Annotated in this window: 30 protein-coding genes; 11 read left to right on the top strand and 19 right to left on the bottom strand. The window is 66.8% G+C overall.

Annotated elements, in window-relative coordinates; translation table 11 throughout:
* Positions 1 to 3: 3 nt before the first annotated feature.
* The 6 genes from rbfA to rimP all read right to left on the bottom strand — a co-directional run bounded on the left by rbfA (position 4) and on the right by rimP (position 6,278).
* Positions 4 to 453, bottom strand: coding sequence for a 30S ribosome-binding factor RbfA (gene rbfA, locus GPX89_RS05875; RefSeq protein WP_157355499.1), 450 nt, complete (start codon positions 451 to 453; stop codon positions 4 to 6).
* A gap of 90 nt (positions 454 to 543) precedes the next feature.
* Complete coding sequence (locus GPX89_RS05870; protein WP_033087658.1) at positions 544 to 834, bottom strand: DUF503 domain-containing protein; 291 nt, start codon at positions 832 to 834, stop codon at positions 544 to 546.
* 112 nt (positions 835 to 946) lie between these two features.
* Positions 947 to 4,048 (bottom strand): translation initiation factor IF-2, encoded by a 3,102-nt coding sequence (gene infB, locus GPX89_RS05865; protein WP_328601542.1) that lies wholly within the window; start codon positions 4,046 to 4,048, stop codon positions 947 to 949.
* Between the two features lie 108 nt (positions 4,049 to 4,156).
* Entirely contained in the window at positions 4,157 to 4,381 is a 225-nt protein-coding gene (locus tag GPX89_RS05860) for a YlxR family protein (protein WP_407939359.1), read from the bottom strand.
* Positions 4,382 to 4,617: 236 nt separating this feature from the next.
* Positions 4,618 to 5,667 (bottom strand): transcription termination factor NusA, encoded by a 1,050-nt coding sequence (gene nusA / locus GPX89_RS05855; protein WP_157355495.1) that lies wholly within the window; start codon positions 5,665 to 5,667, stop codon positions 4,618 to 4,620.
* Positions 5,664 to 6,278 (bottom strand): ribosome maturation factor RimP, encoded by a 615-nt coding sequence (rimP, locus tag GPX89_RS05850; protein WP_157355493.1) that lies wholly within the window; start codon positions 6,276 to 6,278, stop codon positions 5,664 to 5,666. Before rimP ends, nusA begins: the two co-directional genes overlap by 4 nt.
* Before the next feature lie 326 nt (positions 6,279 to 6,604).
* Between rimP and GPX89_RS05845 the strand changes: the two genes are divergently transcribed.
* From GPX89_RS05845 to GPX89_RS05830, 4 genes are all read left to right on the top strand, one after another.
* A complete protein-coding gene (locus tag GPX89_RS05845; protein ID WP_328601541.1) occupies positions 6,605 to 7,177 on the top strand; it encodes a hypothetical protein in 573 nt (190 codons plus the stop codon).
* The gene (locus tag GPX89_RS05840; RefSeq protein WP_157355490.1) at positions 7,174 to 7,608 is read left to right on the top strand and encodes a ferritin-like domain-containing protein; all 435 of its coding nucleotides are present in this window, start codon (positions 7,174 to 7,176) and stop codon (positions 7,606 to 7,608) included. Before GPX89_RS05845 ends, GPX89_RS05840 begins: the two co-directional genes overlap by 4 nt.
* A gap of 127 nt (positions 7,609 to 7,735) precedes the next feature.
* A complete protein-coding gene (locus GPX89_RS05835) occupies positions 7,736 to 8,392 on the top strand; it encodes a Uma2 family endonuclease (RefSeq protein WP_235946668.1) in 657 nt (218 codons plus the stop codon).
* A gap of 92 nt (positions 8,393 to 8,484) precedes the next feature.
* Positions 8,485 to 10,023, top strand: a complete 1,539-nt coding sequence (locus tag GPX89_RS05830) for a three-helix bundle dimerization domain-containing protein (RefSeq protein WP_328601540.1) — start codon at positions 8,485 to 8,487, stop codon at positions 10,021 to 10,023.
* Between the two features lie 63 nt (positions 10,024 to 10,086).
* On the opposite strand, the gene GPX89_RS05825 is transcribed toward GPX89_RS05830, so the two are convergent.
* Both GPX89_RS05825 and GPX89_RS05820 read right to left on the bottom strand, forming a co-directional pair.
* Positions 10,087 to 10,698, bottom strand: a complete 612-nt coding sequence (locus GPX89_RS05825; RefSeq protein ID WP_157355489.1) for an HAD family hydrolase — start codon at positions 10,696 to 10,698, stop codon at positions 10,087 to 10,089.
* A gap of 73 nt (positions 10,699 to 10,771) precedes the next feature.
* Positions 10,772 to 11,206 carry a VOC family protein gene (locus GPX89_RS05820; RefSeq protein ID WP_157355487.1) on the bottom strand — a complete coding sequence of 145 codons (435 nt, stop codon included), beginning with the start codon at positions 11,204 to 11,206 and terminating at the stop codon, positions 10,772 to 10,774.
* Between the two features lie 162 nt (positions 11,207 to 11,368).
* On the opposite strand from GPX89_RS05820, the gene GPX89_RS05815 reads away from it, so the two are divergent.
* Positions 11,369 to 12,649: a DUF2786 domain-containing protein gene (locus GPX89_RS05815; protein WP_157355485.1), complete on the top strand. Its 1,281-nt coding sequence runs from the start codon at positions 11,369 to 11,371 to the stop codon at positions 12,647 to 12,649.
* Here GPX89_RS05815 and GPX89_RS05810 read toward each other — a convergent pair.
* Genes GPX89_RS05810 through GPX89_RS05800 form a run of 3 tightly spaced genes read right to left on the bottom strand, consistent with a single transcriptional unit; the run spans position 12,646 to position 13,530 of the window.
* Positions 12,646 to 13,149, bottom strand: coding sequence for an Rv0361 family membrane protein (locus GPX89_RS05810; protein WP_157355483.1), 504 nt, complete (start codon positions 13,147 to 13,149; stop codon positions 12,646 to 12,648). The two genes, GPX89_RS05815 and GPX89_RS05810, sit on opposite strands and share 4 nt — an antisense overlap.
* Positions 13,146 to 13,316 carry a hypothetical protein gene (locus tag GPX89_RS05805; protein WP_157355481.1) on the bottom strand — a complete coding sequence of 57 codons (171 nt, stop codon included), beginning with the start codon at positions 13,314 to 13,316 and terminating at the stop codon, positions 13,146 to 13,148. Before GPX89_RS05805 ends, GPX89_RS05810 begins: the two co-directional genes overlap by 4 nt.
* A gap of 16 nt (positions 13,317 to 13,332) precedes the next feature.
* Positions 13,333 to 13,530, bottom strand: coding sequence for a hypothetical protein (locus GPX89_RS05800; protein ID WP_157355479.1), 198 nt, complete (start codon positions 13,528 to 13,530; stop codon positions 13,333 to 13,335).
* Between the two features lie 328 nt (positions 13,531 to 13,858).
* Between GPX89_RS05800 and GPX89_RS05795 the strand changes: the two genes are divergently transcribed.
* Positions 13,859 to 14,302 carry a hypothetical protein gene (locus tag GPX89_RS05795; RefSeq protein ID WP_157355477.1) on the top strand — a complete coding sequence of 148 codons (444 nt, stop codon included), beginning with the start codon at positions 13,859 to 13,861 and terminating at the stop codon, positions 14,300 to 14,302.
* Between the two features lie 156 nt (positions 14,303 to 14,458).
* Here GPX89_RS05795 and GPX89_RS05790 read toward each other — a convergent pair whose 3' ends face one another.
* The 3 genes from GPX89_RS05790 to GPX89_RS05780 form a co-directional block, all read right to left on the bottom strand.
* Positions 14,459 to 14,782: a hypothetical protein gene (locus tag GPX89_RS05790; protein ID WP_157355475.1), complete on the bottom strand. Its 324-nt coding sequence runs from the start codon at positions 14,780 to 14,782 to the stop codon at positions 14,459 to 14,461.
* 165 nt (positions 14,783 to 14,947) lie between these two features.
* On the bottom strand, positions 14,948 to 15,139 hold the full coding sequence (locus GPX89_RS05785) for a DUF397 domain-containing protein (RefSeq protein WP_157355472.1): 192 nt from the start codon (positions 15,137 to 15,139) through the stop codon (positions 14,948 to 14,950).
* Positions 15,136 to 16,038: a DUF5753 domain-containing protein gene (locus GPX89_RS05780; protein ID WP_157355470.1), complete on the bottom strand. Its 903-nt coding sequence runs from the start codon at positions 16,036 to 16,038 to the stop codon at positions 15,136 to 15,138. The genes GPX89_RS05785 and GPX89_RS05780 overlap by 4 nt, the downstream gene beginning before the upstream one ends.
* Positions 16,039 to 16,404: 366 nt before the next feature.
* On the opposite strand from GPX89_RS05780, the gene GPX89_RS05775 reads away from it, so the two are divergent.
* Together GPX89_RS05775 and GPX89_RS05770 are read left to right on the top strand one after the other, a co-directional pair.
* A complete protein-coding gene (locus GPX89_RS05775) occupies positions 16,405 to 16,569 on the top strand; it encodes a hypothetical protein (protein WP_198347267.1) in 165 nt (54 codons plus the stop codon).
* Positions 16,550 to 16,753: a hypothetical protein gene (locus tag GPX89_RS05770; protein WP_157355466.1), complete on the top strand. Its 204-nt coding sequence runs from the start codon at positions 16,550 to 16,552 to the stop codon at positions 16,751 to 16,753. Before GPX89_RS05775 ends, GPX89_RS05770 begins: the two co-directional genes overlap by 20 nt.
* A 57-nt stretch (positions 16,754 to 16,810) precedes the next feature.
* On the opposite strand, the gene GPX89_RS05765 is transcribed toward GPX89_RS05770, so the two are convergent.
* On the bottom strand, positions 16,811 to 18,559 hold the full coding sequence (locus GPX89_RS05765) for a proline--tRNA ligase (protein ID WP_328601539.1): 1,749 nt from the start codon (positions 18,557 to 18,559) through the stop codon (positions 16,811 to 16,813).
* A 58-nt stretch (positions 18,560 to 18,617) separates the two neighbouring features.
* Here GPX89_RS05765 and yaaA point away from each other — a divergent pair, with 58 nt between their 5' ends.
* Both yaaA and GPX89_RS05755 read left to right on the top strand, forming a co-directional pair.
* Complete coding sequence (yaaA, locus tag GPX89_RS05760) at positions 18,618 to 19,364, top strand: peroxide stress protein YaaA (RefSeq protein WP_328601538.1); 747 nt, start codon at positions 18,618 to 18,620, stop codon at positions 19,362 to 19,364.
* Positions 19,365 to 19,438: 74 nt separating this feature from the next.
* Entirely contained in the window at positions 19,439 to 19,831 is a 393-nt protein-coding gene (locus GPX89_RS05755) for an ankyrin repeat domain-containing protein (protein ID WP_328601537.1), read from the top strand.
* A gap of 40 nt (positions 19,832 to 19,871) precedes the next feature.
* Here GPX89_RS05755 and GPX89_RS05750 read toward each other — a convergent pair whose 3' ends face one another.
* On the bottom strand, positions 19,872 to 20,585 hold the full coding sequence (locus tag GPX89_RS05750; RefSeq protein ID WP_328601536.1) for a Uma2 family endonuclease: 714 nt from the start codon (positions 20,583 to 20,585) through the stop codon (positions 19,872 to 19,874).
* Positions 20,586 to 20,842: 257 nt separating this feature from the next.
* Here GPX89_RS05750 and GPX89_RS05745 point away from each other — a divergent pair, with 257 nt between their 5' ends.
* The gene (locus GPX89_RS05745) at positions 20,843 to 21,274 is read left to right on the top strand and encodes an I66 family serine proteinase inhibitor (protein ID WP_157355463.1); all 432 of its coding nucleotides are present in this window, start codon (positions 20,843 to 20,845) and stop codon (positions 21,272 to 21,274) included.
* 85 nt (positions 21,275 to 21,359) lie between these two features.
* Here the strand turns inward: GPX89_RS05745 and GPX89_RS05740 are convergent, their stop codons facing one another.
* The 3 genes from GPX89_RS05740 to GPX89_RS05730 all read right to left on the bottom strand — a co-directional run bounded on the left by GPX89_RS05740 (position 21,360) and on the right by GPX89_RS05730 (position 24,069).
* Positions 21,360 to 22,184 (bottom strand): ABC transporter permease, encoded by an 825-nt coding sequence (locus tag GPX89_RS05740; protein ID WP_157355462.1) that lies wholly within the window; start codon positions 22,182 to 22,184, stop codon positions 21,360 to 21,362.
* The gene (locus GPX89_RS05735) at positions 22,181 to 23,203 is read right to left on the bottom strand and encodes an ABC transporter ATP-binding protein (RefSeq protein ID WP_157355461.1); all 1,023 of its coding nucleotides are present in this window, start codon (positions 23,201 to 23,203) and stop codon (positions 22,181 to 22,183) included. Before GPX89_RS05735 ends, GPX89_RS05740 begins: the two co-directional genes overlap by 4 nt.
* Before the next feature lie 176 nt (positions 23,204 to 23,379).
* Entirely contained in the window at positions 23,380 to 24,069 is a 690-nt protein-coding gene (locus GPX89_RS05730; protein ID WP_157355460.1) for a PadR family transcriptional regulator, read from the bottom strand.
* Positions 24,070 to 24,128 lie beyond the last annotated feature (59 nt).

Genomic DNA, 24,128 nt, shown 5'->3' with positions numbered 1-24,128 from the left:
GGGTCAGGCTTCGTCGTCTTCGTCCTCGTCCGACTTGTATGGGTCGGCGTCACCGGCGTAGCTCGCGCCGACGGCCACCTGGGCCACGCGCGCATCGCTGGCACGCGCCTTGGACAGCAGTTCTTCCATCTCGCGCGCCGCGGTGGGCACGGTGTCGAGCTGGAAGGCCAGCGTCGGGGTGAACTTCACCCCGGTGCCCGCGCCGACCTTGGAACGCAGGATCCCGGCGGCCTTCTTAAGACCGGCCGCGGCCTCCGCGTAATCGGGTTCGGCGTTGATGGTCTCACCCATCACGGTGTAGTAAATCGTCGCTTCGCGCAGGTCACCGGTCACCTTGGCGTCGGTGATGGTGACGAACCGCAGTCGCGGATCCTTGATCTCGTATTCGATCGCGGTGGCCACGATCGAAGAGATGCGCTTTGCGAGTCGGCGTGCCCGGGCTTGATCAGCCATGACGAGCCCTCCTCACTTCTCCTGGCGGAGAATTTTCTGCCTCTCCCGCAAGCTGTTGCTTGCGGGAGAGGAAAAACTTCCCGCGCCTAGCTAGTCTTCGGGTCCGAAGATGCGGCGGCGTACTGCCAGCAACTCTAACTCCGGACGGTTGGCGACGTGCCTTTCACATTTGTCCAGCACCTCGGTCAGGTGATTCATGCCGTAGCTGACCATTGCCACACCGAGCATGGTCCGTCGATAACGGTCATGATCTCCGCCCTCGGTCACGCTCACATCGAACCTCTTCAGGTCCGCGATGATCGGGCGGATGACAGAGCGCTTCTCCTTCAGTGAATGCACATCACCGAGCAAGATATCGAATTCGAGCGCTCCGAAGAACATCTTTTCAGTCATATGAACGCGCCCCGGGGAAATGCGCGCACGGTTACCCGGAAAGGGAAGGGGCACAACCCCGCCGGACCCGTGAGAGCCCGGCGGAGTCGTGTACTGCTTCCTAGTCGCGCGGCTTCTCCCGCAGCTCGTAGGCCTCGATGATGTCGCCGTCCTTGATGTCGTTGAAGCCCACGGTCATACCGCACTCGTAGCCTTCGCGAACCTCGGTGACGTCGTCCTTCTCGCGGCGCAGCGACTGGATGGTGGTCTCGGCGACCACCACGTTGTCGCGGATCAGGCGCGCCTTGGCGTTGCGCTTGACCGAGCCCGAGAGCACCCAGCAACCGGCGATGTTGCCGAACTTGGAGGAACGGAAGATCTGGCGGATCTCCGCCCGGCCCAGCTCGTGCTCCTCGTAGATCGGCTTGAGCAGACCCTTGAGGGCCTTCTCGATCTCGTCGATCGCCTGGTAGATGACCGAGTAGTAGCGGATGTCCACGCCTTCGCGGTTCGCCAGCTCGGTCGCCTTGCCCTCGGCACGGACGTTGAAGCCGATGATGATCGCGTTCGACGCCGACGCCAGGTTGACGTTGGTCTCGGTGACGCCACCGACACCGCGGTCGATGACGCGCAGACGCACCTCGTCGCCGACATCGATACCGAGCAGCGCCTCTTCGAGGGCCTCGACGGTACCGGAGTTGTCGCCCTTGAGGATCAGGTTCAGCTCCGAGGTCTCCTTCAGAGCGGCATCCAGATCTTCCAGGGAGATCCGCTTGCGGCTGCGCGCGGCCAGGGCGTTGCGCTTGCGAGCGTTGCGGCGGTCGGCGATCTGACGCGCGATGCGGTCTTCCTCGACCACGAGCAGGTTGTCGCCTGCACCCGGCACCGAGGTGAAACCGATGACCTGGACGGGCCGCGACGGCAGGGCCGCCTCAACGTCGTCGCCGTGCTCGTCGACCATGCGGCGCACGCGACCGTAGGCGTCGCCCGCCACGATCGAGTCGCCGACCCGCAGGGTGCCGCGCTGGATGAGCACGGTCGCCACCGGGCCGCGGCCGCGGTCGAGGTGGGCCTCGATGGCCACACCCTGCGCGTCCATGTCCGGGTTGGCCCGCAGGTCCAGAGCCGCGTCCGCGGTCAGGACGACAGCCTCGAGCAGCGACTCGATGTTGGTGCCCTGCTTCGCCGAGATGTCCACGAACATGGTCTCGCCACCGTATTCCTCGGCGACCAGACCGTATTCGGTCAGCTGCTGGCGAATCTTCTGCGGGTTCGCGCCTTCCTTATCGATCTTGTTGACCGCCACCACGATCGGCACGTCCGCGGCCTGCGCGTGGTTGATGGCCTCCACCGTCTGCGGCATGACGCCGTCGTCGGCCGCGACCACGAGGATCGCGATGTCGGTGGCCTTCGCACCACGGGCACGCATGGCGGTGAACGCCTCGTGACCGGGGGTGTCGATGAAGGTGATGAGGCGGTGCTCGCCGTTGACCTCGGCCTCGACCTGGTAGGCGCCGATGTGCTGGGTGATACCGCCGGCCTCGCCCTCACGGACGTTGGCCTTACGGATGGTGTCCAGCAGTCGGGTCTTACCGTGGTCGACGTGACCCATGACGGTCACGACCGGCGGGCGGACCTGCAGGTCTTCCTCGCCGCCCTCGTCCTCGCCGTAGGTGAGGTCGAAGTTGGCCAGCAGCTCGCGGTCCTCGTCCTCCGGGGAGACCACGTGCACGACGTAGTTCATCTCCGAACCCAGCAGCTCGAGGGTCTCCTCGTTCACCGACTGGGTAGCGGTGACCATCTCACCGAGGTTGAACAGCGCCTGCACCAGCGAGGCCGGGTTGGCGCCGATCTTCTCGGCGAAGTCGGACAGCGACGCGCCACGGGCGAGACGCACGATCTCACCGTTGCCGCGCGGCAGCCGCACGCCACCGGCGATGGGCGCCTGCTGGTTCTCGTACTCGGCGCGCTTCGCCCGCTTCGACTTGCGACCCTTGCGGGGCGCGCCACCGGGACGACCGAAGGCACCCGCGGCACCGCCGCGACCACCACCGGAACCGGGACGGCCACCGCCGCCACCGCCGCCGGGACGACCGCGGAAGCCACCGGGACCACCGGTGTTACCGCCGGCACCGGCACCCGCACCCTGACCGGCACCCGGAGCGCCGCCACCGCGGTAGCCACCGCCACCGCCGCCGGGACGACCGCCACCGGCGCCCGGGCCACCCGGACGCGCCGGACGACCCGCGCCGCCGGGACCACCGGCCGGACGCTGGGCCCGAGCGGGCATAGCACCCGGGTTCGGCCGAGGCGGCATCGAACCGGGGCTGGGACGCGGACCGCCGGGACGGGGACCGCCCTGACCGGCCGCGGCCGGACGCGGACCGCCCTGACCCGGAGCCGGACGCGGACCGCCCTGGCCGGGACCCGGACGCGGGCCACCCTGGCCCGGACGGGGACCGCCCTGCGGGCCGGGACGCGGGCCACCCTGGGCCGGACCCGGACGGGGTCCACCCTGCTGGCCGCCCGGACGCGGACCGCGGTCCTGCTGCTGCCCCGGACGGGGAGCCGGACGCGGCGCCGGACGCTCGGGAGCCGAGGAGAACGGGTTGTTGCCGACCCGCGGCGCCTTCGGACCCGGCTTGGGCCCGGCGGGACGCGGGGAACCCGGCTGAGCCGGGGCACTGCCGCCCTGCTGCTGCGCCGGACGCGGGGCCGGAGCACCCGGACGCGGAGCATCCGTGCGCGGGGCCGACGGGGCCGGGGCGGCGGGGGTGGCCGACGCGGAAGCCGCTGCGGGAGCGACGTTTTCGCGAGCGGCGGGCTTGGGTCCCGGAGCCGGAGCCGGACGGGACGCCGGAGCCGCGGGGGTCTCGGCGCGGGCGGCCGGAGCCACCTGCGGGGCCGGGGCGGGAGCCGCCGGCGCGGGGGCCGGGGCCGGGGTCGGCCGCGGGCCGGGACGGGGACCGGCGCCCGGGGTGGCCGGCTTGGCGGCCGGACGCGGGGCACTGTCACCGTTGGGCTTGGGGGACGCCGGCTTGGCGTTCCCCGACGGGGCGCTCTTGGGTGCGAGCGACTCCCGCAGGCGACGCGCGACGGGTGCTTCCACCGTCGAGCTCGCCGACTTCACGAACTCGCCCTGCTCCTTGAGCCGCGCGAGTAGTTCTTTGCTCGTGACACCGAGTTCTTTAGCCAACTCGTGCACGCGGGCCTTGCCTGCCACTGCTCTCCTCACTCAGAGGTCGAGCGCGGCAGCCCGTTTCACGACGGGACGCGCGCACGACCTCGACTAATTTCGAAGGCCGATCATTTCTGGGACTTCACGGTGTGCTCATGAGTTCTCGTGCCTGTTCTCTACGTAATGCTCCAGGGCTGAGATATCCAGATGTCCGGACACTCGTAGTGCTCTGCCGATTGCTCGACGCCGAACTGCTTGACTCAGACAAGCCGAAGTGGGGTGCATCCACGCACCCCGTCCGGGAAGTCTGCGCCGCGGATCCGGAACGACCACAACCGTCTGCCCACTCTCGGCAGTTGGTTGCGCCACGACCCGCATCAGATCGGCAGCCAGCTCGCGTCTACGACATCCGATGCAGGTCCGGACGGGTGTTGATCTTGCTGACACCCGCTCGGCGCGCAGAGAAGTCGATGACTCGCGCTGAGCCTTCGTCCACTCTACCGCTGTCACGTCCCGATCTCCGCATCCGTACCCCTTGGAAGTTACCAACCTGTCATCCCCGGGGTCTGTTTCACAAATCTCGGGACGGACCGGGCCGGATGGATCCGGCAAGATCAACCCCGGTGGGCCTCTCCGCCGCCCGCGGCCGCCGCCGGACGGACTCCGCCCTGGTTGTCGGGGGCGGCGTCGGAGCGGATGTCGATCCGCCAGCCGGTGAGACGGGCCGCCAGCCGGGCGTTCTGCCCCTCCTTGCCGATGGCCAGGGAGAGCTGGAAGTCCGGAACCACCACCCGTGCGGCACGCGCCTCGGGGTCGACGATGGTGACGGAGACAACCTTCGAGGGGGACAGCGCATTCCCGACGAAGGTGGCCGGATCCTCGGCGTAGTCGATGATGTCGATCTTCTCGCCGGCCAGCTCGCTCATCACGTTGCGCACGCGCTGGCCCATCGGGCCGATGCACGCGCCCTTGGCGTTGACGCCGGGCACGGTGGAGCGCACGGCGATCTTGGAGCGGTGCCCGGCCTCGCGGGCCACGGCCACGATCTCCACCGAGCCGTCGGCGATCTCGGGGACCTCGAGGGCGAACAGGCGACGCACCAGATTCGGGTGGGTGCGCGAGAGAGTGATCTGCGGGCCGCGCGGGCCGCGGGAGACGCCGACCACGTAGCACTTGATGCGGTCGCCGTGCTCGTAGGTCTCGCCCGGCACCTGCTCGGCGGGCGGGATGACGCCCTCGGCCCCATTGGCTTCCGAACCGATGCGGACCACGATGGTGCCGCGGGCGTTCATGCGGGCGTCGCGCTGCACGACGCCGCCGACGATATCGCCCTCGTGCGTGGAGAACTCGCCGAAGGACTTCTCGTTCTCGGCGTCACGCAGCCGCTGCAGCACGACCTGGCGGGCGGTGGTGGCGGCGATGCGGCCGAAACCCTCGGGGGTGTCGTCCCATTCGGAGATGACATTGCCGTCGGCGTCGACTTCGCGGGCCATCACGCGCACGACACCGGTTTTCTGGTTGATGTCGATGCGGGCGTTGGGCTGGTGGCCCTCGGTGTGCCGGTAGGCGGTGAGGAGCGCCGACTCGATCGCGGAGATCACGGTCTCCATCGAGATCCCCTTGTCGGCGACTATCGCGCGCAGGGCTTCGATTTCGATGTTCATTCCACGATCCCTTCGGTCAAGGACGCTGCTGCGGTGTCGGATTCTTCGGATACCTCCTGCGCGCCGGGCTGGGGACGGCCCGGTGCTACTCCCCCTGCGAGTTCCAGTTCGGCCGCGCCGGGTGGATTGAATTCCACCTGCACGACGGCGGATTGGATATCGGCGAGCGGCACCGTCACCCGGTGTGGCTTCCGCTTGCCGCCGAGGACCAGGGCGATGTCGCTGTCGGTGGCGACGCCCACCCGGGCCTCGAACGTGGATTTGCCCTCCGGTGATTCGGCGCCGGGGGCCATCACGATCTTCACCTTGCGGCCCTGGGCGCGCTGCCAGTGGCGCAGGTGCGTGAGGGGCCGGTCGATGCCGGGGGTGGTGATCTCGAGCAGGTAGGCGGTCTCGCCGAAATCGCCGGCGTCGTCGAGGGCCTGCGAGATCTCGTTGCTCAACTCGGCGACGGCGTCCAGGTCGGGGGAACCGTCGCTGTCGACGATGACCTTGACCTTGGCCTGCGCTGAACCGGCAGCCGAAATCGCGACGCCTTCGAGGTCCAATCCTCGGCGTTCGACGAGCTCAGCTACTAGCTGGCTCACCCTTTCCTCGGTCGGCATCGGCATGTGGGGCGGCTCCTGGTTCAGTTGTCACGGGTTGAGTTGTCGGGGTTCGGCGAAATACCGTGCCGAAGGTCTAGCGTAACGCGCTGAAAGAGTGTAAAGGACCAGCCGACTGGCTCGAGTTCGGCATGGTCGGCGCTGTCGTGCAGACGGCGTGTCCACCTGCGACGCGCCCGTGACGGTTTCCCGTCGTACCAGATCACAGCCTAATCAGCACAGCGGCGTAGCCATCATTTGCCCTGCGCACGGCCGGAGCGAAGGCGGAGGTTTCGCCTATCCGAGGGGCCTCACGCAGCAAGCTATCGGCGACGGCTGGCACCATGTAGGCCGTGCCCAGCAGTCAGAGCGGCCTACCGGCCGGTGTCGTCGATGTCATGATCCAGGACCCACCCGGATCGACCCCGCCTCCCGCCTCCGCCGTGAACCGTCGCTCCGCGCTCCGGCTGGCCGGCGGTGGCGCGCTGGCGGTAGCTGCCGTGGGCGCGCTCGCGGCCTGTGCGAAGGACGACAAGCCCGCGGCTCCGGATCCGCTGATCGCGCTGGAGACTTCGGCGCGCACGGACGCGGCCGCGGCGACCGCCGCGATCGCGACGAGCCCCGACAAGTCGGGCGCGCTGCAGACCATCGCCACCCAGCGCACCGCGCACGCCGATGCCCTGCGCACCGAAATCGACCGCGCCATAGGCGTTTACGGCGACGGCACCACCCCCAGCCGCCGCACCCCGCCGGTCACCCCGACCGCGCCGGTACCCCCGCCCCCGGTGGCCACCCTGCGCACCCAACTTCAGCAGTCCCAACGCTCGGCCGCCGACCTGTCGGCTCAGCTCTCCGGCTACCGAGCCGGTCTCCTCTCTTCCATCAGCGCGTCCTGCGCTACCCACGCGGGGGTTCTCCTGGCATGACCACGACCGACCAGCAGGCACTCATCGATGCGTTGAGCGCCGAATACGCCGCTGTCTACGCCTACGGCGTCATCGCCGCCTACGCCAACCACGACCGCGACAAACTCGTCGCCGAGTACACCGCCTCCCACCGCGCCCGCCGCGACGCCACCATCGACGCCCTGAAGGCTTCCGGCGCAACGGTTCCCGAGCCCGCCGCCGCCTACACCTCCCCCATCCAGGTGAACGACCCGATCCCCGCCGCCAAGCTCGCGGTGACCGTCGAATCCGACACCGCCGCCGCCTGGCGCTCGGTCGTCGAACGCGCAGACACCCCCGACCTCCGCCGCACCGGCATCGATGCCCTCACCGAATGCGCTGTCCGCCTTGCCACTTGGCAATCGATACTCGGGACGAATCCCGCAACGGTGGCATTCCCAGGTAAAGCCTGACCCACAGCAATCCGGTGCCCTGCCGGATTCGAATATCCCCCGAGCCGAATACACAGACGGGGGACAACCGATGACAGGCAGTTGCGCGGGAGCGGAATCAACCGGTGGTCTCGGTAACATGACAGGCATGCCGACCTCGGATGTCGACCGTCCTGCGAATCTTCCAGAGTTCATGACCTGGGAGGAGTTCGAGCAGTTGCCGGACGAAATCGCGGGAGAGATCGAGCTGTGGGAAGGCCGGGTCGTATGGTTGCGCCGCGGACCGGCCGAACATCAGGACTATTCGATGCAATTCTGCGCAGCTCTGCGCCGATGCGCCCGCGAGGATATGTCCGCGCAGACCGACCGCTGCTGGCGGGCTTCGATCGAATGCAGTGTCTTCTTCAGCGCTTCCACAAAGGCCGACTTCGTCAACCCGGATTTCCTCGTCTATCGCTGTCTCGAGCAGGAGTACCAGGACATCCGCGCCGCTGACGTTCTCATCGCCGGCGAAGTGCTGTCCCCTTCGAATACCGAACGCATTATCGAGGCGAAGAAAGCACGGTACGCGGGGGCAGGCATTCCCTGGTACTGGGAAGTGTCCCTCGGACGGAATCCACGCCGCATCGCAAGTGTCCGCGCCTATGTTCTGGAGTTCGGCCACGGCCAACTGCCGCCCGGCGTGGCACCTCTGCACCCCTCCAACTACATCCTCGCCGGCGAATGGGAACAGGGCTCGACGACCGGGATCGACGCCGACCACCCGTTCCCGATTCACATCCCCTGGGCCGAACTCGAGTTCTGAGCCAGACGTCACCAGGAATTCGCCGAAGGCGCACTTGACGTTTGCGTTGGCGATCATGGGCGGGCACTCTCGGGGCATAGGGTCTCGGCGGCGTGGCGTTTCGCATTCTGCTGCTGCGCAACGGAATTCGGTGTGAGGTCGAGGGAGATGCTGTGGCGGTGAACGCTGCCCCCGGAGAGAAGGCTGCCCGGGAGGAGAAGGCGCTACGCGAGGTGACGAATCGCCTGGTCGACGACTATGGCGAGGCGCACCCGGCGGAGCGGGTGGAGGCCGTGGTGGGGGCGGTGCGCAAGCGGTTCGAGGGGCATTCGGTGCGGGAGTTCGTACCGATTCTCGTCGAGCGGATTGCGCGGCGGGAGTTGGATCCGACGCGGGCCAAGCAGAGCGCGACGACGGTCGAGTTGGCGAAGTCGACTGTTGTCGACCAGCCGCGGCCGAATGGCGAAGGCGGCGAGAATGATTCGCCCGATGTGCGGTCGGCGGACACCACGAGCGTCTTCGCGGCCGTGGCCGGCCGGTTCGTGCCCGCGCGGCTGGTGGAGAACAAGCGGACGCTGGGGGTGGCGGCGGCCGGGGTGGCCGGGGTGCTCGCGGTGGCGGTGACCGTGGCGGTGTGGCCGTCGGATTCGCCGTCGGGCACGGCGGCCGCGCCCGCGTTGACGACGGTGCGCGGCGTGGTCGGCTCGGAGAAGTCGGCGTTCTTCGACGATCCGAAGGTGGCCGACGCGCTGGCCGAGCACGGGTTCAAGGTGGAGGTGGAGCCCGCCGGGTCGCGGCAGATCGCCACCTCGGTGGATCTGAAGAAGTACGACTTCGCGTTCCCGTCGAGTTCGGCTGCCGCGGAACGGATTCAGCGGCAGGCGGGGGTGAGCGGGAAGTACGTGCCGTTCTCCTCCCCCATGGCTGTCGCCACGTTCAAGCCGATCGCGGATCTGCTGACCCAGGCCGGGATCGTGCAGCCGGGCGCGACGACCACCCTCGATGTCGGGAAGTATCTTTCGCTGGCCGAGAAGGGGGTCCAGTGGAATCAACTCGAGGGCAATTCCACCTACCAGGTGCCCAAGAACGTGCTGGTGTCCACGACCGACCCGCGCACCTCCAACTCGGCGGCCATGTACCTGGCGGTGACGGCCTACGTCGCCAATGACAACACCATCGTGCGCGGTGAGAAGGCCGAAGACTATGCGGTGTCGCGGGTTTCGCGCCTGTTCACCCGGCAGGGCTTCACCGAGTCCAGCAGTGACGGTCCGTTCAAGGACTACCTGTCCAACGGCATGGGCACGGTCCCGATGGCCTGGATCTACGAGGCCCAGTACGTGGACGCGGCCGTCCACAACCAGCTCAAGCCCGACATGGTTCTGATGTACCCGCAGCCGACCGTCATGTCCCAGCACACGGTGGTGCCGTTGAACGACAAGGGCGACCAGATCGGCAAGCTGCTCACCACCGACCCGGACCTGCAGCGCCTGGCCGCCGAACACGGCTTCCGCCCCACCGACGTGAGCCTGTTCACGAATGTCACCTCGGCACACCAGGTCCCGGTGGATGTGAACCTCGTCAACCAGGTCACCCCGCCCGACTACGACACCCTCGAGCGCCTCCTCGACGGGGTCGCGAAGTCCTACAACTGAGGACTCGATCCACGGCCGCGCCCCGGCCGGGAGGCGAAGCGGGAGTTGTGCCGATCCCAGGGGCTACACGGGCAGCAGTTGTCGAATGAGCTTCCAGCGCAACGGGATCGAGCCTTCGGTCCGGAACAGGCGCAGCAGCGATACCGCGGCATGGTGCGGCCCGGGGCTGATCGGGATGCCCGCCGACGCCACCTCGGGCGAGAGCGGGTGGTGCGGGTCGGCGAGCGCCATGGCTCGCATTCCCAGGGCGTCGGCGGCGAGCAGTCCGGAGCTGGAGTTGAGCAGCGCGACAACCTCGTGCGGCGCCATGCCGAGTGACTCCACAGCGGTTTCCAGCAGTTCGGCGGGCGTCCGCCCGTCGGCCGGGTCGCCGACGACGATGCTGGACACCGCGTCGAACAGCGCGGGCAGGTGGTCGGTCAACGCGGCCGCGTACCTGGCCGGGGCGGTGGTGGCGACGACCACCGGAACGTATCCGGCGATCACGCGGACCAACGCCTCGGCGCCCGGCACGGGACGCAGCGTCCCCGCCCGCTCGACGAGGTAATCGGTACACCGGTCACGGATCGCGATCTCACCGGTCACGGTCGGCGGGCAAGCGCGCAGCGCCGCGTGCCACAGCCCGGTCGATTCGATCAAGGTCCCGTCGAGATCGATCACCACCGCAGCGATCACGCTGTCCTCCTCACGTCGAAATCAGACAAATCACCCATCAGCTTAGGTGAGATCGCCGCGCTCACACCCGAGCTCAGTCGAGGCAGAATTCGTTGCCCTCGACGTCCTGCATGACGAGGCAGGACTCGTTGAAACCGTCGGCGGTCAGCAACTGGACGCGAGTCGCGCCGAGGGCCAGCAGCCGTGCGCATTCGGCTTCGAGGGCGGCTACCCGCTCGGCGCCGACGAGGCCGGTGCCGACACGGACGTCGAGGTGGACGCGGTTCTTCACGACCTTGCCTTCGGGGACGCGCTGGAAGAACAGGCGCGGGCCCACGCCGGTGGGGTCGATGCACGCGAAGGCCGAGCCCTGACGCTCGGGCGGGAGCGAGTTGTCGAATTCGTTCCAGTCGGCGAAGCCGGGCGGTGGCGGTGGGATGACGTAGCCGAGCACCTCGCACCAGAATCGGGCGACGCGTTCGGGGTTCGCGCAGTCGAAGGTGACCTGAATCTGCCTGACCGTTGCCATTGCTCCACCGTAGACGCGCAGTCAACGCGATTCGGGAGGTGCGACGGGCTTGCGGTGCCGCGGACCGATCGATGATGCCGGATCGCGCGACCGCCGGGTGTGACCTCGACGGTTTCCGATGCTCCTCTATCGTTCAAGGCTTCGGGTATCGGTGGAGGTGAGATGGGGAAGAACCGGCGGCATCGGGCGGCCGCGCAGCGGGCGCGGCAGGAGCGCGACTCGGGCGGCGGGTTCGACTCCGTGCGCGCCGCGCTGGGTGAGGGGGACGCGAATCCCGAACAGATCGGGTACGCGATTCTGACGGGCGCGTTGGAGGCAGCCAAGGGTGATGCGCGGGCGGTGCGGCGATTCGCTGCGGCACTGGCCGGGGACGGCTTCACTCCGGCGTTGGAGAGTGGCGCGTATCTGGCCGGGCGGCAGGCGATTACGACGGCGTTCGAGAGCGGCTGGCTGCCCGCCGATATTCATCAGGCCGCGCGACGTCGGGTCGGTGAGTTCGCGGTCGCGTATCTGATCGATCTGATGGCCGCGTACATGGGACAGTTCGCTGCGGACACCGTGGACGAGACGTGGCGGGCCCAGCTCGACGAGTTGGGCGCGAAAATCTGGTGGGCGCAGGCGAATCCGCATCTCGCGCAGTGGGCGGGCAAGCAGCTGTTGATCGCCGAGGAGGCGGTGAGCGCGGTGATCGAGGCGCTGGCACTGCTGTTCCAGCTGCCGCGAATGGAACTCATCCGGCCGCTGCCGGGCACGGCGCGACCCGCGCGCACCGCACACCATGCTGTCGACGAGAAGGCGCTGGGCCGGATTCGCGGACTGCTCGCGAAGGCCGAATCCACCTCGTTCCCGGAGGAAGCCGAGGTGCTGTCGGCCAAAGCGCAGGAGCTGATGACCAAGTACGCGATCGATCGCGTCCTGCTCGAGGCCGACGCGGCCGCACCGGATCTGCCTGCCGCGCGCCGACTTTGGCTGGATACGCCGTACGTCGACGCGAAGGCCCTGCTGGTCGACGCCGTCGCGAACGCCAACCGCTGCCGCGCGATCTTCTCCGCCGAATGGGGTTTCGTCTCCCTCGTCGGCGACGAAGCCGACCTCGACGCCGCCGAGCTGCTCACCACTTCTCTGCTGGTGCAGGCGACCCGCGCCATGATCGCCACCGGCGACGCCCGCGACTCGGCCCGCACCCGCCCGTTCCGCAAGTCCTTCCTCATCGCCTACGCCACCCGCATCGGAGAGCGACTCACCCGCGCCAATGCCGAGACGATCGCGAAAGCGCCCGAGCCGGAACGACTGCTACCGGTCCTGGCCTCACACCAACTCCGGGTCGACACCGCCGTCGACACCTACTTCCCCAGCGTGAAAACCTCCCGCATCTCCGTCCCCGACGCCGAGGGCTGGCACGCGGGCCGCGCCGCCGCCGACCGCGCCCACCTCGATTCCTAGCGGATTTCAGCGGTGCAGAGCTTCCAGGTATCGCCGGTGCGGGCGAGGGCGAAGTAGGCGATCTTCTCAGCGCCCGCTGCGGCGCCCAGTTTGCCCAGGACCCGTCCGTACGTGGTGGCGACGTCGCCGGTGATGGTCGTGTAGTGGAAATCCCGGACCGTGATCACCGGAACGGAAGCGTCCGGATCGGCGGCCTTACGACCGGCGACGACAACCTGGCGGTCCCCCGCTGTCATTCGTAACCCGACATCGCCACAAGTACGGTCGGCGAGTGTCTTCTTGTCGCCGGTGTTGGCGGCGGTCACGACGGTCTGAACCGCGTATGTCACGGCTGCCTCGTCCGTGGACTGTGCCGAACTATCGGATCCGTGCCGGGCGGCGACGATCGCGAACACCGCGATCACGGCGGCGATGAGCGCCACGACGAGGTACCGGGAACTCGTCGCGGATTCCGATTCTTCAGACGGATTATCAGTGGCTTTCTCGCCCGTTGTGCTCATCGATGCCTGCTCCTGAGACGGTCCCGGACTGCCGTGACGATGATCCAGCTCCAGCAGGTGATGGTCAGGACCGTCATGAGCCAGCCGAGAATGCTGGTCCAGCGCAGATCGAAATGTTCACCGCGAATCACGCTGACGGTCAGCGGCAGACTCACCAGCGTGTACACGATGACCGCACGAATTTCATACCTCCTCCAGGTCGTTGTATTTGAAGACCACCTGGGCGGTGCTGCCATTGATTGTGGCTTTGTAGCTGGGCCAGCCTGTCGCGAGTTTGCGGCCACCGTAGATCTCGGTGAGAGCATCGGTGAAAGCGCCGACCAGCACCGCAGCGCTCACCACCGCGACGCAGGACGCCGCGGTGTATTGTGCCCTCCCCAAAGCTTTCTCCCATCAACCCATCAGCAAACAGTCGGCAACTATCGCCAGATTGGCATGCCGCTTACCGGTCACGAAAGGCGACAGTGGGACGCATCACATTCGAATAGGGAGTGGTCGCCGCCCGAGTCGGGACCGCACTGGAATGAAAATCGCTCTAGCAGACAATAATTCGAGATTCATAGCGTCGATCGAAGCCACCGATGAGATGCCGTGCACCCGAACGGCCGCGAGCTCATCTCGCTTTGCGTCCACGACTTTCCCGAATCTCGTTCCGGCGATCCGCGGGCCCCGCTAACTCCATGAGATTGCTGAAAGTATGCTGCGCAGGGTGACCGCTCCTATCTGCAACTTTGAACAGCCTGCCGGTGAGCCTCCACCCCCACCCGAGGTGCAGCAGGCGCTCGCGGAGAAGCTCGGCTGCACGCTCGAGGGTCAGGGAGTCGGTGACACGGGGCTTCCGCACGTGAGCGATCCGTCGCCCGGCATTCCGGTCGGCGGTCAGATCTTTTTGGCCGTGGTCGTGCTGGTCATGGTCGCGATCGTCAGCTTCGGCATCTACACGGCGGTCCGCCGCTATCGAGCGGCACGCGAACTCGGGATCGATCCCCTCACCGCGGACCTGCAATGGCAGGCCCGCATAGCCAACAGCGCGACATTCGATCCCGCACCCAGCACAGAACGACGCCTGGACGAACTGGAACACCTGTACCGCGCAGGCAAAATCACCCACGAAGAACACCAACAAGCCCGCGCCCGCCTGCTGGGAATCTGACCCGACCACGATCCCCGCCACCAGAATGCATTCGAGCACATGCCCTCTCGACGTTTGCATGCCAGGATGCATGGTCGTCGGCATGGCTGTTCGGGGGCGGCGGCAGGCCAGCGGAGCCTTCCCCGGTTCCGCTGACCTGCCGCGAGGTGAGCGGGTCTATGCCTGGATGACTTCTACGTTGACCAAGGCGTTGTAGGAGTCGCAGCTGGCCCAGGATTGGTTTTGGCCGTATTGGATGGGGCCGTACTTCCAGTAGGTGAACGGGACGGGCCAGGCGATGCAGGTGAGTTTCACCTGATGCCAGGCACCGAGTTCACAAAGGGACATTCCGCCCGTATTGAAGATGTTGTAGACGTGGCAATTGGCCTGCCACACCGGGACATCATCAGCGTGAGCCGTGCCGGCGCCGACGAGCAGAGAGCCCACGGACGCGGTGGCGGCAACGGCAGCGCTAACAGCAAGCCGCTTCGCAGATAGCATTCCGACCTCCTGGATTGGTGTTGCCAGGAACATCGTGGCAAATCCCCACCCGTTACTTTCGCGATTACTCGCAATTTCATCGAGTGGCACAACAGTGGAGGGGACAATTCAGACAAAAACCCCTCGCTGATGTGCCCCTCGATGAGGGTGGGCAGGTGCCGGTCGTCAGCGTCGCCAGACGTCGCTGGCGAGGAACGCGGTCCACGCCTCGGCGGGGAAAGACAGGATCGGACCCCGGCCGCGATCCTTCGTGTCGCGGACCAGGGTGACGGCGGGGTCGTGGCGCACCTCGATGCACTCCTTACCGGCATCGGAGAAGCTCGACTTGTACCACTCGCTAATAATCGGCTTCCTCATGCGTTGTGCTCCTTCGCGATTCGCACCAGCAAGTCCTTGGTGCTCTCCGGGGACAACGCTACAGCGCGCAGACCGGCGATCGCTTCACGATATTCGTCGATCTCCTCCTGGTTCTCGTGAAGGACGCTGCCGATGGCACCCTCGGCGTACACGACCGGCGGCAAGGTCATCCCGCTCGGCCCCTTGGGCAGGTGGACCATGATGAACTGCTGAATGACCAGCCCCGGGTGCGGGCCGATGGCGAACGGGAGCGCTCTGATCTCGACATTGTCGCGATCGCCGACTTCGGCGAGCCACCGCAGTTGGGCCGACATGACCTCCGGCAGTCCGGGCCTGTTCCACAAGACCGCTTCGGAGATGAACGCCTCCAGTCGAAACCCTGCATCGTTCAACCGGGTTTGCCGCTTCTGGGTGAGCTCGACCCGCCGTTCCACATCCACCGCCGACAAGCGCGGCAAGGTGACTCGAATGATCTCCCGCCGGTAGTCGGACGTTTGCAGCAGGCCCGGCACGATGACTGGTTGGTACGTGATGATCTGGTCTGCTACTCCTTCGAGCCGGAGGAGCTTCTCGAAGTTCGGTGCGACCTGGTCACTGTAGGGCTTCCAGAACCCCTTCGAGTTTCCCTGCACCTTGGCCGCATTGTCCTGCGCCCGAACCTCTTCGAGCAACGCGAGGGCCTTGGCCTGATCCTCCGGTGAAGCGTGGTAATAACCGAGCAAATCCTTGATTTGCGGCTTGGTGAGCCTAGTTGGCGCGCCTTCCTCCATACGCATCAAGACAAATCGCGTGACATCGAGGTGGGCCGCCGCCGCCGACAAGGCGGTGCGGGGCGCTTTCGATCGCACAGATTTCATGAAGTTTCCAAAATCCATGCGCGAGACCGTCAGACCGGCCATTTCGTTAGCCTCGCTATCTGGGGAGTGTTCTCTACGCACATGTTGGTCATGCACCTCAAGCTTATTTGGCAGGACTGTGCGCCATACACGGATTGATGCGCGAGCTTGGGTGCATGATTAGTCAGGAGGGAAACGAACCGAAAGCAACAGGAGTCGAAATGACCTGGGATGCTTGGGCTTTGACACTATTGACCGGCACATCGGTGATAACTTTCGCCGCCATTCTGGTCGAAGATATTCGAAATACCGGTCGGTATAAGAGAAGCACGGGTAGGCATCGGCGGTGAATTGAACGTGGACATGTACGAACGACTCGAGAGTTGCGATGTCCGCGATGGGGAACCGACGATGACATGCTCCGAGGCGATGGAATCGCTTGTGCTGCATCACGACTGCCTGACCGCGTTGTGTGAACGGAAGATGGCGGCCGGGCAGATCATCAAGACCGATCCGGAAAAGACCCTGTCGGCGAAGGTTATTCGGTTTCCGGGAAGTTGGGAGGAGGCAGGCTGTGGGACGTGCGATCCGTGATCGTCATCGGGCACCCTATCGGCGTCCCGCCACGCTCTCGGAGGCGAAGGGTGGGCTCGATCGGCATCTGGGGTGCGTCGAGGAGTGCGAGGCGAAGAAGTACTACGAGAAGGCCGTCAGGGAGATGGTCCGGGGGCCGGGGCTCGGGTGGAACATCTGGGGGCCGGATCAGGGGGTGCGGTGAAAGAAGTGGCGCACCACCCGAAGGTGATGCGCCACTGGGTCTTTCGGTGGGGAGTGGTCAGCCGCGGATCTTGGCTGCCACCGAAGCCACGGCGGTGTCGGCCGGGAGTTCCTCGGCGGTTCCGGCGAAGCGGTCGCGGAGTTCGATCTTGCCTTCGGCCCAGCCGCGGCCTACGACGACGATGTAGGGCATGCCCAACAGTTCGGCGTCCTTGAACTTGACGCCCGGGGAGGCGGTGCGGTCGTCCAGCAGCACCTCGAAGCCGAGGGAATCGAGTTCGGCGGCAACCTGTTCCGCGCCGGCGCGAGCGCCCTCGTCCTTGTTGGCGATGACGACGTGGACGTCGAACGGGGCGACCTCGCGGGGCCAGCGCAGGCCCTTCTCATCGTGCTTCTGTTCGGCGAGGACGGCCACCATGCGGGAGACGCCGACGCCGTAGGAGCCCATGGTGAGGCGGACGGGCTTGCCGTTCTCGCCGAGGACGTCGACGTCGAAGGCGTCGGTGTACTTCTGGCCGAGCTGGAAGATGTGGCCGATCTCGATGCCGCGCGCGGCTTCCAGGACGCCGCGGCCGTCGGGCGAGGGGTCGCCGTCGCGGACCTCGGCGGCCTCGATGGTGCCGTCGGGGGTGAAGTCGCGGCCCGCGACCAGGCCGACGTAGTGCTTGCCGGGCTCGTCCGCGCCGGTGATCCAGCTGGTGCCGGAGACCACGCGCGGGTCGACCAGGTAGCGAACGCCGTTGGCCTGCAGCGCCTTCGGGCCGATGTAGCCCTTCACCAGGAAGGGGTTGGCCTTGAAGTCGGCGTCGTCGAGCAGCTCCACCTCGGCGGGTTCGACCGACGCGCCGAGGCGCTTCTCGTCGACCTCGCGGTCACCGGGGATGCCGACGCCGAGGATCTCGGTCTTGCCGTCCGGGTAGACCAGCTTGACGAGGATGTTCTTCAGGGTGTCGGCGGCGGTGGCCTCGCGGCCCAGCACGTTGGCACCGTTGGCCCACTCGACCAGCGAGTCGATGGTGGGGGTGTTCGGGGTGTCGTGGACGACGGCGTCGGCCTGCCCCTCGATGGCGATCTCCGGCGGGGCGGCGGTTACCACGGCCTCCACGTTCGCGGCGTAACCGGATTCGCGGCAGATGACGTAGGTGTCCTCGCCGACGGGGCTGTCGGCCAGGAACTCCTCCGACGCCGAACCGCCCATCGCGCCGGAGGTGGCGGCGACGATGACGTACTTCACGCCGAGCCGGTCGAAGATCTTCTGGTACGCCTCGCGGTGGGCGTTGTAGCTCTTCTTCAGCCCGTCCTCGTCGAGGTCGAACGAGTACGAGTCCTTCATGATGAACTCGCGACCGCGCAGGATGCCCGCGCGGGGACGGCCTTCGTCGCGGTACTTGGTCTGGATCTGGTAGAGCGTGACCGGCAGATCCTTGTACGAGTTGTACTCGCCCTTCACGGTGAGCGCGAACAGCTCCTCGTGGGTCGGGCCGAGCAGGTAGTCCTGGCCCTTGCGGTCCTTGAGGCGGAACAGCGCGTCGCCGTATTCGGTCCAGCGTTTGGTGGCCTCGTAGGGTTCGCGCGGCAGCAGCGCCGGCAGCGAGATCTCCTGCGCCCCGATGGCGTTCATTTCCGACCGGACGACCTCCTCGACCTTGCGCAGCGTGCGCAGGCCGAGCGGCAGCCACGAGTAGACGCCGGGCGCGATGCGACGCACGTATCCGGCACGCACCAGCAGCTTGTGGCTGGGCACCTCGGCGTCGGCGGGATCGTCGCGCAGGGTGCGCAGGAACAGGTGGGAGAGGCGGGTGATCACGGCTCAACACAGTAGCCGCTGCTCATCCGATGCCGCGAAGGCATTACCGTGTTGGCTCGTGCTGGTGCTGCTGCCTCCCTCAGAAACCAAGTCCGACGGCGGTTCGGGCGGTCCCCTGGATCTGGATTCGCTGTCGATGCCGCAGCTCAGCGCGGTGCGGGACAAACTCGTCACCGAGGTGATCGAGCTGGCCGCCGACAGCGACGCCGCGCGGGCCGCGCTCGGGCTCGGCAAGGGGGCTGACGCGGAGATCGCGCGCAATGCCGCCCTGCGGACCTCCGCGACACGCCCGGCGCTGGATCGCTATACGGGAGTGCTCTACGACGCGCTCGACGCGCCCGGCTTCACCAAGGCGCAGCGCGCCAAGGCCGAAGCGCGGCTGGGCATCGGCTCGGCGCTGTTCGGGGTGGTCCGCGCGGGCGATCCGATTCCGGCCTACCGGCTTTCGGGCGGCTCGAAGCTGCCGGGCCTGCCGACCCTGCAGTCGTTGTGGAAGCCGGTGCTGCCCGAGGCGCTGCGCGAGGAGGCAGCCGGGCAGCTGGTGGTGGACCTGCGCTCGGGCACCTACATGAACCTGGGCCGGGTCCCGGGCGCGGTGACCGCGACCGTGCTCACCGAGCGTCCCGACGGCAAGCGAACCGTGGTGAGCCACTTCAACAAGCATCACAAGGGACTGCTGGCACGCGCGCTGGTGCTCTCGCGGACCGAACCCTCGACCATCGACGGCCTGGCCAAGCTCGCCGAAAAGTCCGGCCTGCGCACCGAGATCGCCTCGCCGACCGAACTGCTGATCATCACGTCCTGACGTTCTGTGCCCGATCCTCCAGATATACGAAATCCACGGTCGGCTCCGACGCCCCACCTGGATAGAGTGGCCTGGTGGAACCCAACGATCTGGACCCGGAAGTGCTCGAGCTGGCGAGCAAGATCTTCGATCTGGCCCGCAACGGCGATGCGGCAACCCTCGGCGCCTACGTCGACGCCGGGGTCCCGGTGAACCTCACCAACGACAACGGCGACACCCTGCTCATGCTCGCCGCCTACTACTCCCACCCGGAGGCCGTGAACGCCCTCCTGGAACGCAAGGCGGACCCCAACTTCGGCAACGACAAGGGCCAGACCCCGCTCTCGGGAGCCGTCTTCAAGGGCTCGGACGAGATCGTCGCGGCTCTGCTGGCAGCGGGCGCGGACCCGAACGCAGGAAGCCCCTCCGCCCGCGACGCCGCCGAAATGTTCGGGCAGAGCAAGTATTTGAAGCTCTTCGATCACTGAACTGAACCGACTCGCGCACTCCGGGTCCGACTCGGTGGGTTCAGAAATCGAGCTCGGACCAGGGGATGTGGATCGGGAAGGGGAAGTCGAAGTCGATGCCGACATGAACGTCGCTGAACCATTCATCTGCGATCAGGTAGTTCGTGGAATGCAGCGGTGCCACACCTTCGGGCAAATTGCCGTGCCCGGTTTCGAGTCCGAAGACTCGAACACTCGCAATGCGACGAGGATTCCGACCGAGGGTGACCTCCCAGTACCAGGGGATCCCACCACCGGCGTACTTGGCTCGCTTAGCGTCGATGTCCTGCTCGGTGTTCGATGGCGACAACACTTCACCCGCGATCAGTACATCGGATGCGCGGATGAGTTCGTATTCGCGCTCGAGACAGCGATAAACGAGAAAATCCGGTGTCACGAAGTCGGATTTGCCCGTAGCACCGAAGAAGACATTGGTCTCGACGGCTGATCTCCAACAGCGGTCCGGCTCGCCCGCCATGTCCTCTCGCGCACATCGGCGCAACGAGTTCCGGAACTCCACCGAGTATTCCTGATGCTCGGCCGGTCCTTTACGAACCCAAACCACACGACCTTCCCAGAGCTCGATCTCCCCGGCGATCTCGTCGGGCAGCTGCTCGAGCTCTTCCCAAGTCATGTACTCCGGCAGGTCAGGTCGCTCGACAGGCGGGGTCGGCATATCGGTCATGTTACCGGGCACACCGCCCGCTTCGGCCCAACGTTCGCAGCTCATCGACATCCCCTGAGTGTTCGTTCAACTCGTCTCAGGGAGTTCGAATCCAGATGGTCACCGGATGGACCCACGGCCCGGTAGGACCGTGGATCCCCGCCACGGGTCAGAGGCAGGCGGGACGCCAGATGGTGGACTCACAGACGTCCCGGTCTGCTTTTCGGATCCTCGGCGACACCGCGCATCCGAACTCTATCCTTGACTGGTCGCAGTGTTTTCCCAAGTGACACAGTGTTATTCGTTCTCGTTCGAGGATCGGAAGCATCATGGCAATCAACTCGGGAATATATAAGATCAGCAGCGTGCAGGGAGGCGCGGCGGTCGGCGTCAGCCCGGTCCGTCCGGCTTATCAGCTCGCCCGTATCGGCGCGCCGATAACCGATTGCACACTCAGGCAAGTGGACGACAAGGTGACCAGCATCATGGTCGGCGCCTACCCGTACACCGGTGTCACGGACGGGCAGCTCCTCGCCACCATCGCTCAGGAGCAAGACCAGGACTGGACGATCGAATATCGCGAAGCCCAGAATGCATACACCATCGCGTCGGTCTCCGACCCATCCCTCGTCTGGACGGTGACCGAACCCGACGCCCCTGGTTCCACGATCTCGTTGCGCCCCGTGATCACTACCCGATCCATGCCGCCGCAGTACCTGCCCACGCAGCTGTGGCTGCTCGAACCTCTGATCGTCGACTAGAAACCCGGGACGCTCTGCCGAGGTAGCGCGGAAGTCCGGTCCGTCGACGAAATCGTCACTCGGGCCGGACTTTCGGGGTTCGGGGTTACTGCGTGCGCTGGTAGGTGCGGAAGGCCGAGAGCGCCCAGGCGAAGGCAAGGGCCGCCAGCGCGGCCAGGTAGCCGAGATGGGCTGCCACCGAGGCCGCGTCGGCGGTGCCGGCCAGACCGGCGCGGCCGATGTCGACCGCCCAGGTGACCGGGTTGAACTTCGAGATCCCTTGTACCCAGCCCGGCATCAGGGCGGGGGACATCATGCCCGAGGACAGGAAGGTCAGGGGCAGGATGATGAGTTGGGACATGCCGATGAGGGCGATCTGGCTGCGGGAGATGAGGGCCAGGGCTACCGAGCCCGCGCAGAAGATGGCCGCCAGCAGGGTGGCCGCGGCGAGGGCGAGCAGGATGCCGACCACGCCGCCGGGAAAGCGTGCGCCACCGGCGAATCCGATCAGCAGGACCAGGGCGGACTGCACCAGGCCGATGGTGAGCTGTACGCCGAGTTGGCCCGCGACCACCGCGCTGCGCGAGATCGGCGCGGTGAGCAGCTGATTCATGACGCCGTTGTCGATGTCCTCGATGTAGCCGGTGCCCGCCCAGACGCCCGAGTAGAGCACGGTCATCATGAGCACGCCGGGGGCCAGGAAGGTGATGTAGTTGGCCGCACCGAATCCCGGTATCTCACCGACGGATTCGAAGACCTGGCCGAACAGCATGATCCAGACGATGGGCTGCAGCAGGGCGGCGAACACGCCCCACGATTCGCGCAGGGTGTTGACCATCCAGCGGCGGTAGACCTGCCCGGCCGCCACCGCCCAACCGGCCGTGGGGATTTCGCGGGTGGGGGGCAGGTCGTAGGTCACGGTCGCGGTCATGCCGCCACCTCCACTCGGTCGCGGTGGTTGTCGGCTTTGTAGGAACGGCCCGCGTAGTGCAGGTACACGTCGTCGAGCGAGGGGTGCGAGATCGACACCGCGCCGAAACCGATACCGGCGGCGTCGAATTCGGCGATCACCCGGCCCACGATTCCGGACGGGTCGTCGGTGCGGGCGACGAGTCTGCCGTTCGGGCCGTCCTGCTCGACGAGGACCTTGCGCAGGGTGGGGATGGACTCGCCGACCGCGCGGACCGCGGCGATATCGGGATTGATGAGCTCGACGGTGAGGGTGTCACCGTCCAGCGTCGACTTCAGTTGCGCCGGTGTGCCTTCGATGACCGCGCGCCCGTGGTCGATGATGACCAGGCGGTCGGCCAGCTCGTCGGCCTCCTCCAGATAGTGGGTGGTGAGCACCACCGTCAGCGCCGCCTCGGTAGCCAATCGCCGGATCTCCGACCACATTTCGGCGCGGGCCTGCGGGTCCAGACCGGTGGTCGGCTCGTCCAGGAACAGCACCGACGGGGTGTGCACCAGCCCGACGGCGACGTCGAGCTTGCGCCGCATGCCGCCGGACAGCTTGGACACCTTGCGGTTTCGCGCGTCGGTGAGCTGGAACTGATCCAGCAGCCCGTCGGCGCGCAGCACCGCGTCGTGCCGGGACAGGCCGTGCAGGCGCGCGGCCATGACCAGGTTCTCGAACGGGGTCTGGCGGGGATCGGCTCCGGAGCCCTGCGAGACGTAGCCGATGCGATGCCGGATGGCGCCCGCGTCGGTGGTGACGTCGAATCCGGCCACCCGCGCGGTGCCGGAGTCGGCCCGCGACAAGGTGGTGCAGATCTTGGTGGTGGTGGACTTGCCCGCCCCGTTGGGGCCGAGCATGCCGTAGACGGTGCCGGCGGCGATGCTGAAGCTCAGGCCGTCCAGCGCCCGCACATCGGGCTTGCGGCGGCCGCCGGGATAGGTTTTGACCAGGTCGCGGACCTCGACCGCGGCCGAGGGCACAGCTGTGATGGACATGGGTGCGTTCCTCTGTCAGGTGTGGGGAACGACCACGGCGCAGCCTGGCTGCAAGATTTCAGAGCATATGCTGTGAATGCGGTTCGAGCATCCGGCGGTTCGCCGTCGGTCGTTCGGATTCGGCGGAGGCTCGGATGTTGGCGCATCCGGGCTTCCGTTGTTCTCGGGGTGGTTGCTCACTCGGGTGGTTTCGGCATCCCCCATTCCTCCAGGAACTTGTCGCTGACTTCCGGCGGCACTCCGCCGTCGGGGTATTGCGCGGCCAGCTCGGTCATGGCCCGCCAGCCGGAGAGGCCGCCCAGCACACCGGATTCGATGCGCTCGGCCAGCTCGGCGACGAAGTCGCGCTCGGCCTCGAGCATGCGGGTCTCGTAGTTGCTCTCGACCAGCAGCACCTCGGGCAGCCAGGAGAGCACGGGCGTGACCAGCTCACCGATCTCGGCGATCCGCTCGTCCAGCGCCGCGACCCGATGCCGCAGCAGCGCGACGGCCTCGTCCGGACCGACCGCGGGCAGGAACGAGAGCGCGGCCATGAACCGCGGATACTCCTTCTGCGGTTCGGACAGCCATTCCCGCATCCAGTCCCGGGCCTCGGCGGCCCCCGCCGCGGTCATCCGATACACCGTGCGCGCGGGCCGGTTTCCGTTCTGCTCGGCGCCCACGACCTCGATGAACCCCTGTTTGAGCAGTGATTCGACGACCGGATAGAGCGCACCGAAGTTGATCCGGACGCTACCCTCCTTGCCGCGCTGCTTGAGGGTCTGCGAGATCTGGTACGGGTGCATGGGCCGTTCCCAGAGCACCATCAGCACGGCCAGTGCCAGTGGATTGACTCGGCGGAACGCCCGCTGCGTGGCCACACTCACCTCCGGTTACTCTGGTCAGAGTATCTGCTTACTCTGACCAGAGTAACCCTAGGCGGGAG

The organism is Nocardia terrae (assembly GCF_009760405.1).
Lineage (GTDB): Bacteria > Actinomycetota > Actinomycetes > Mycobacteriales > Mycobacteriaceae > Nocardia > Nocardia terrae.
The sequence above is the reverse complement of the archived record's forward strand: the minus strand, read 5'-3'. Positions and strand labels throughout refer to the sequence as shown.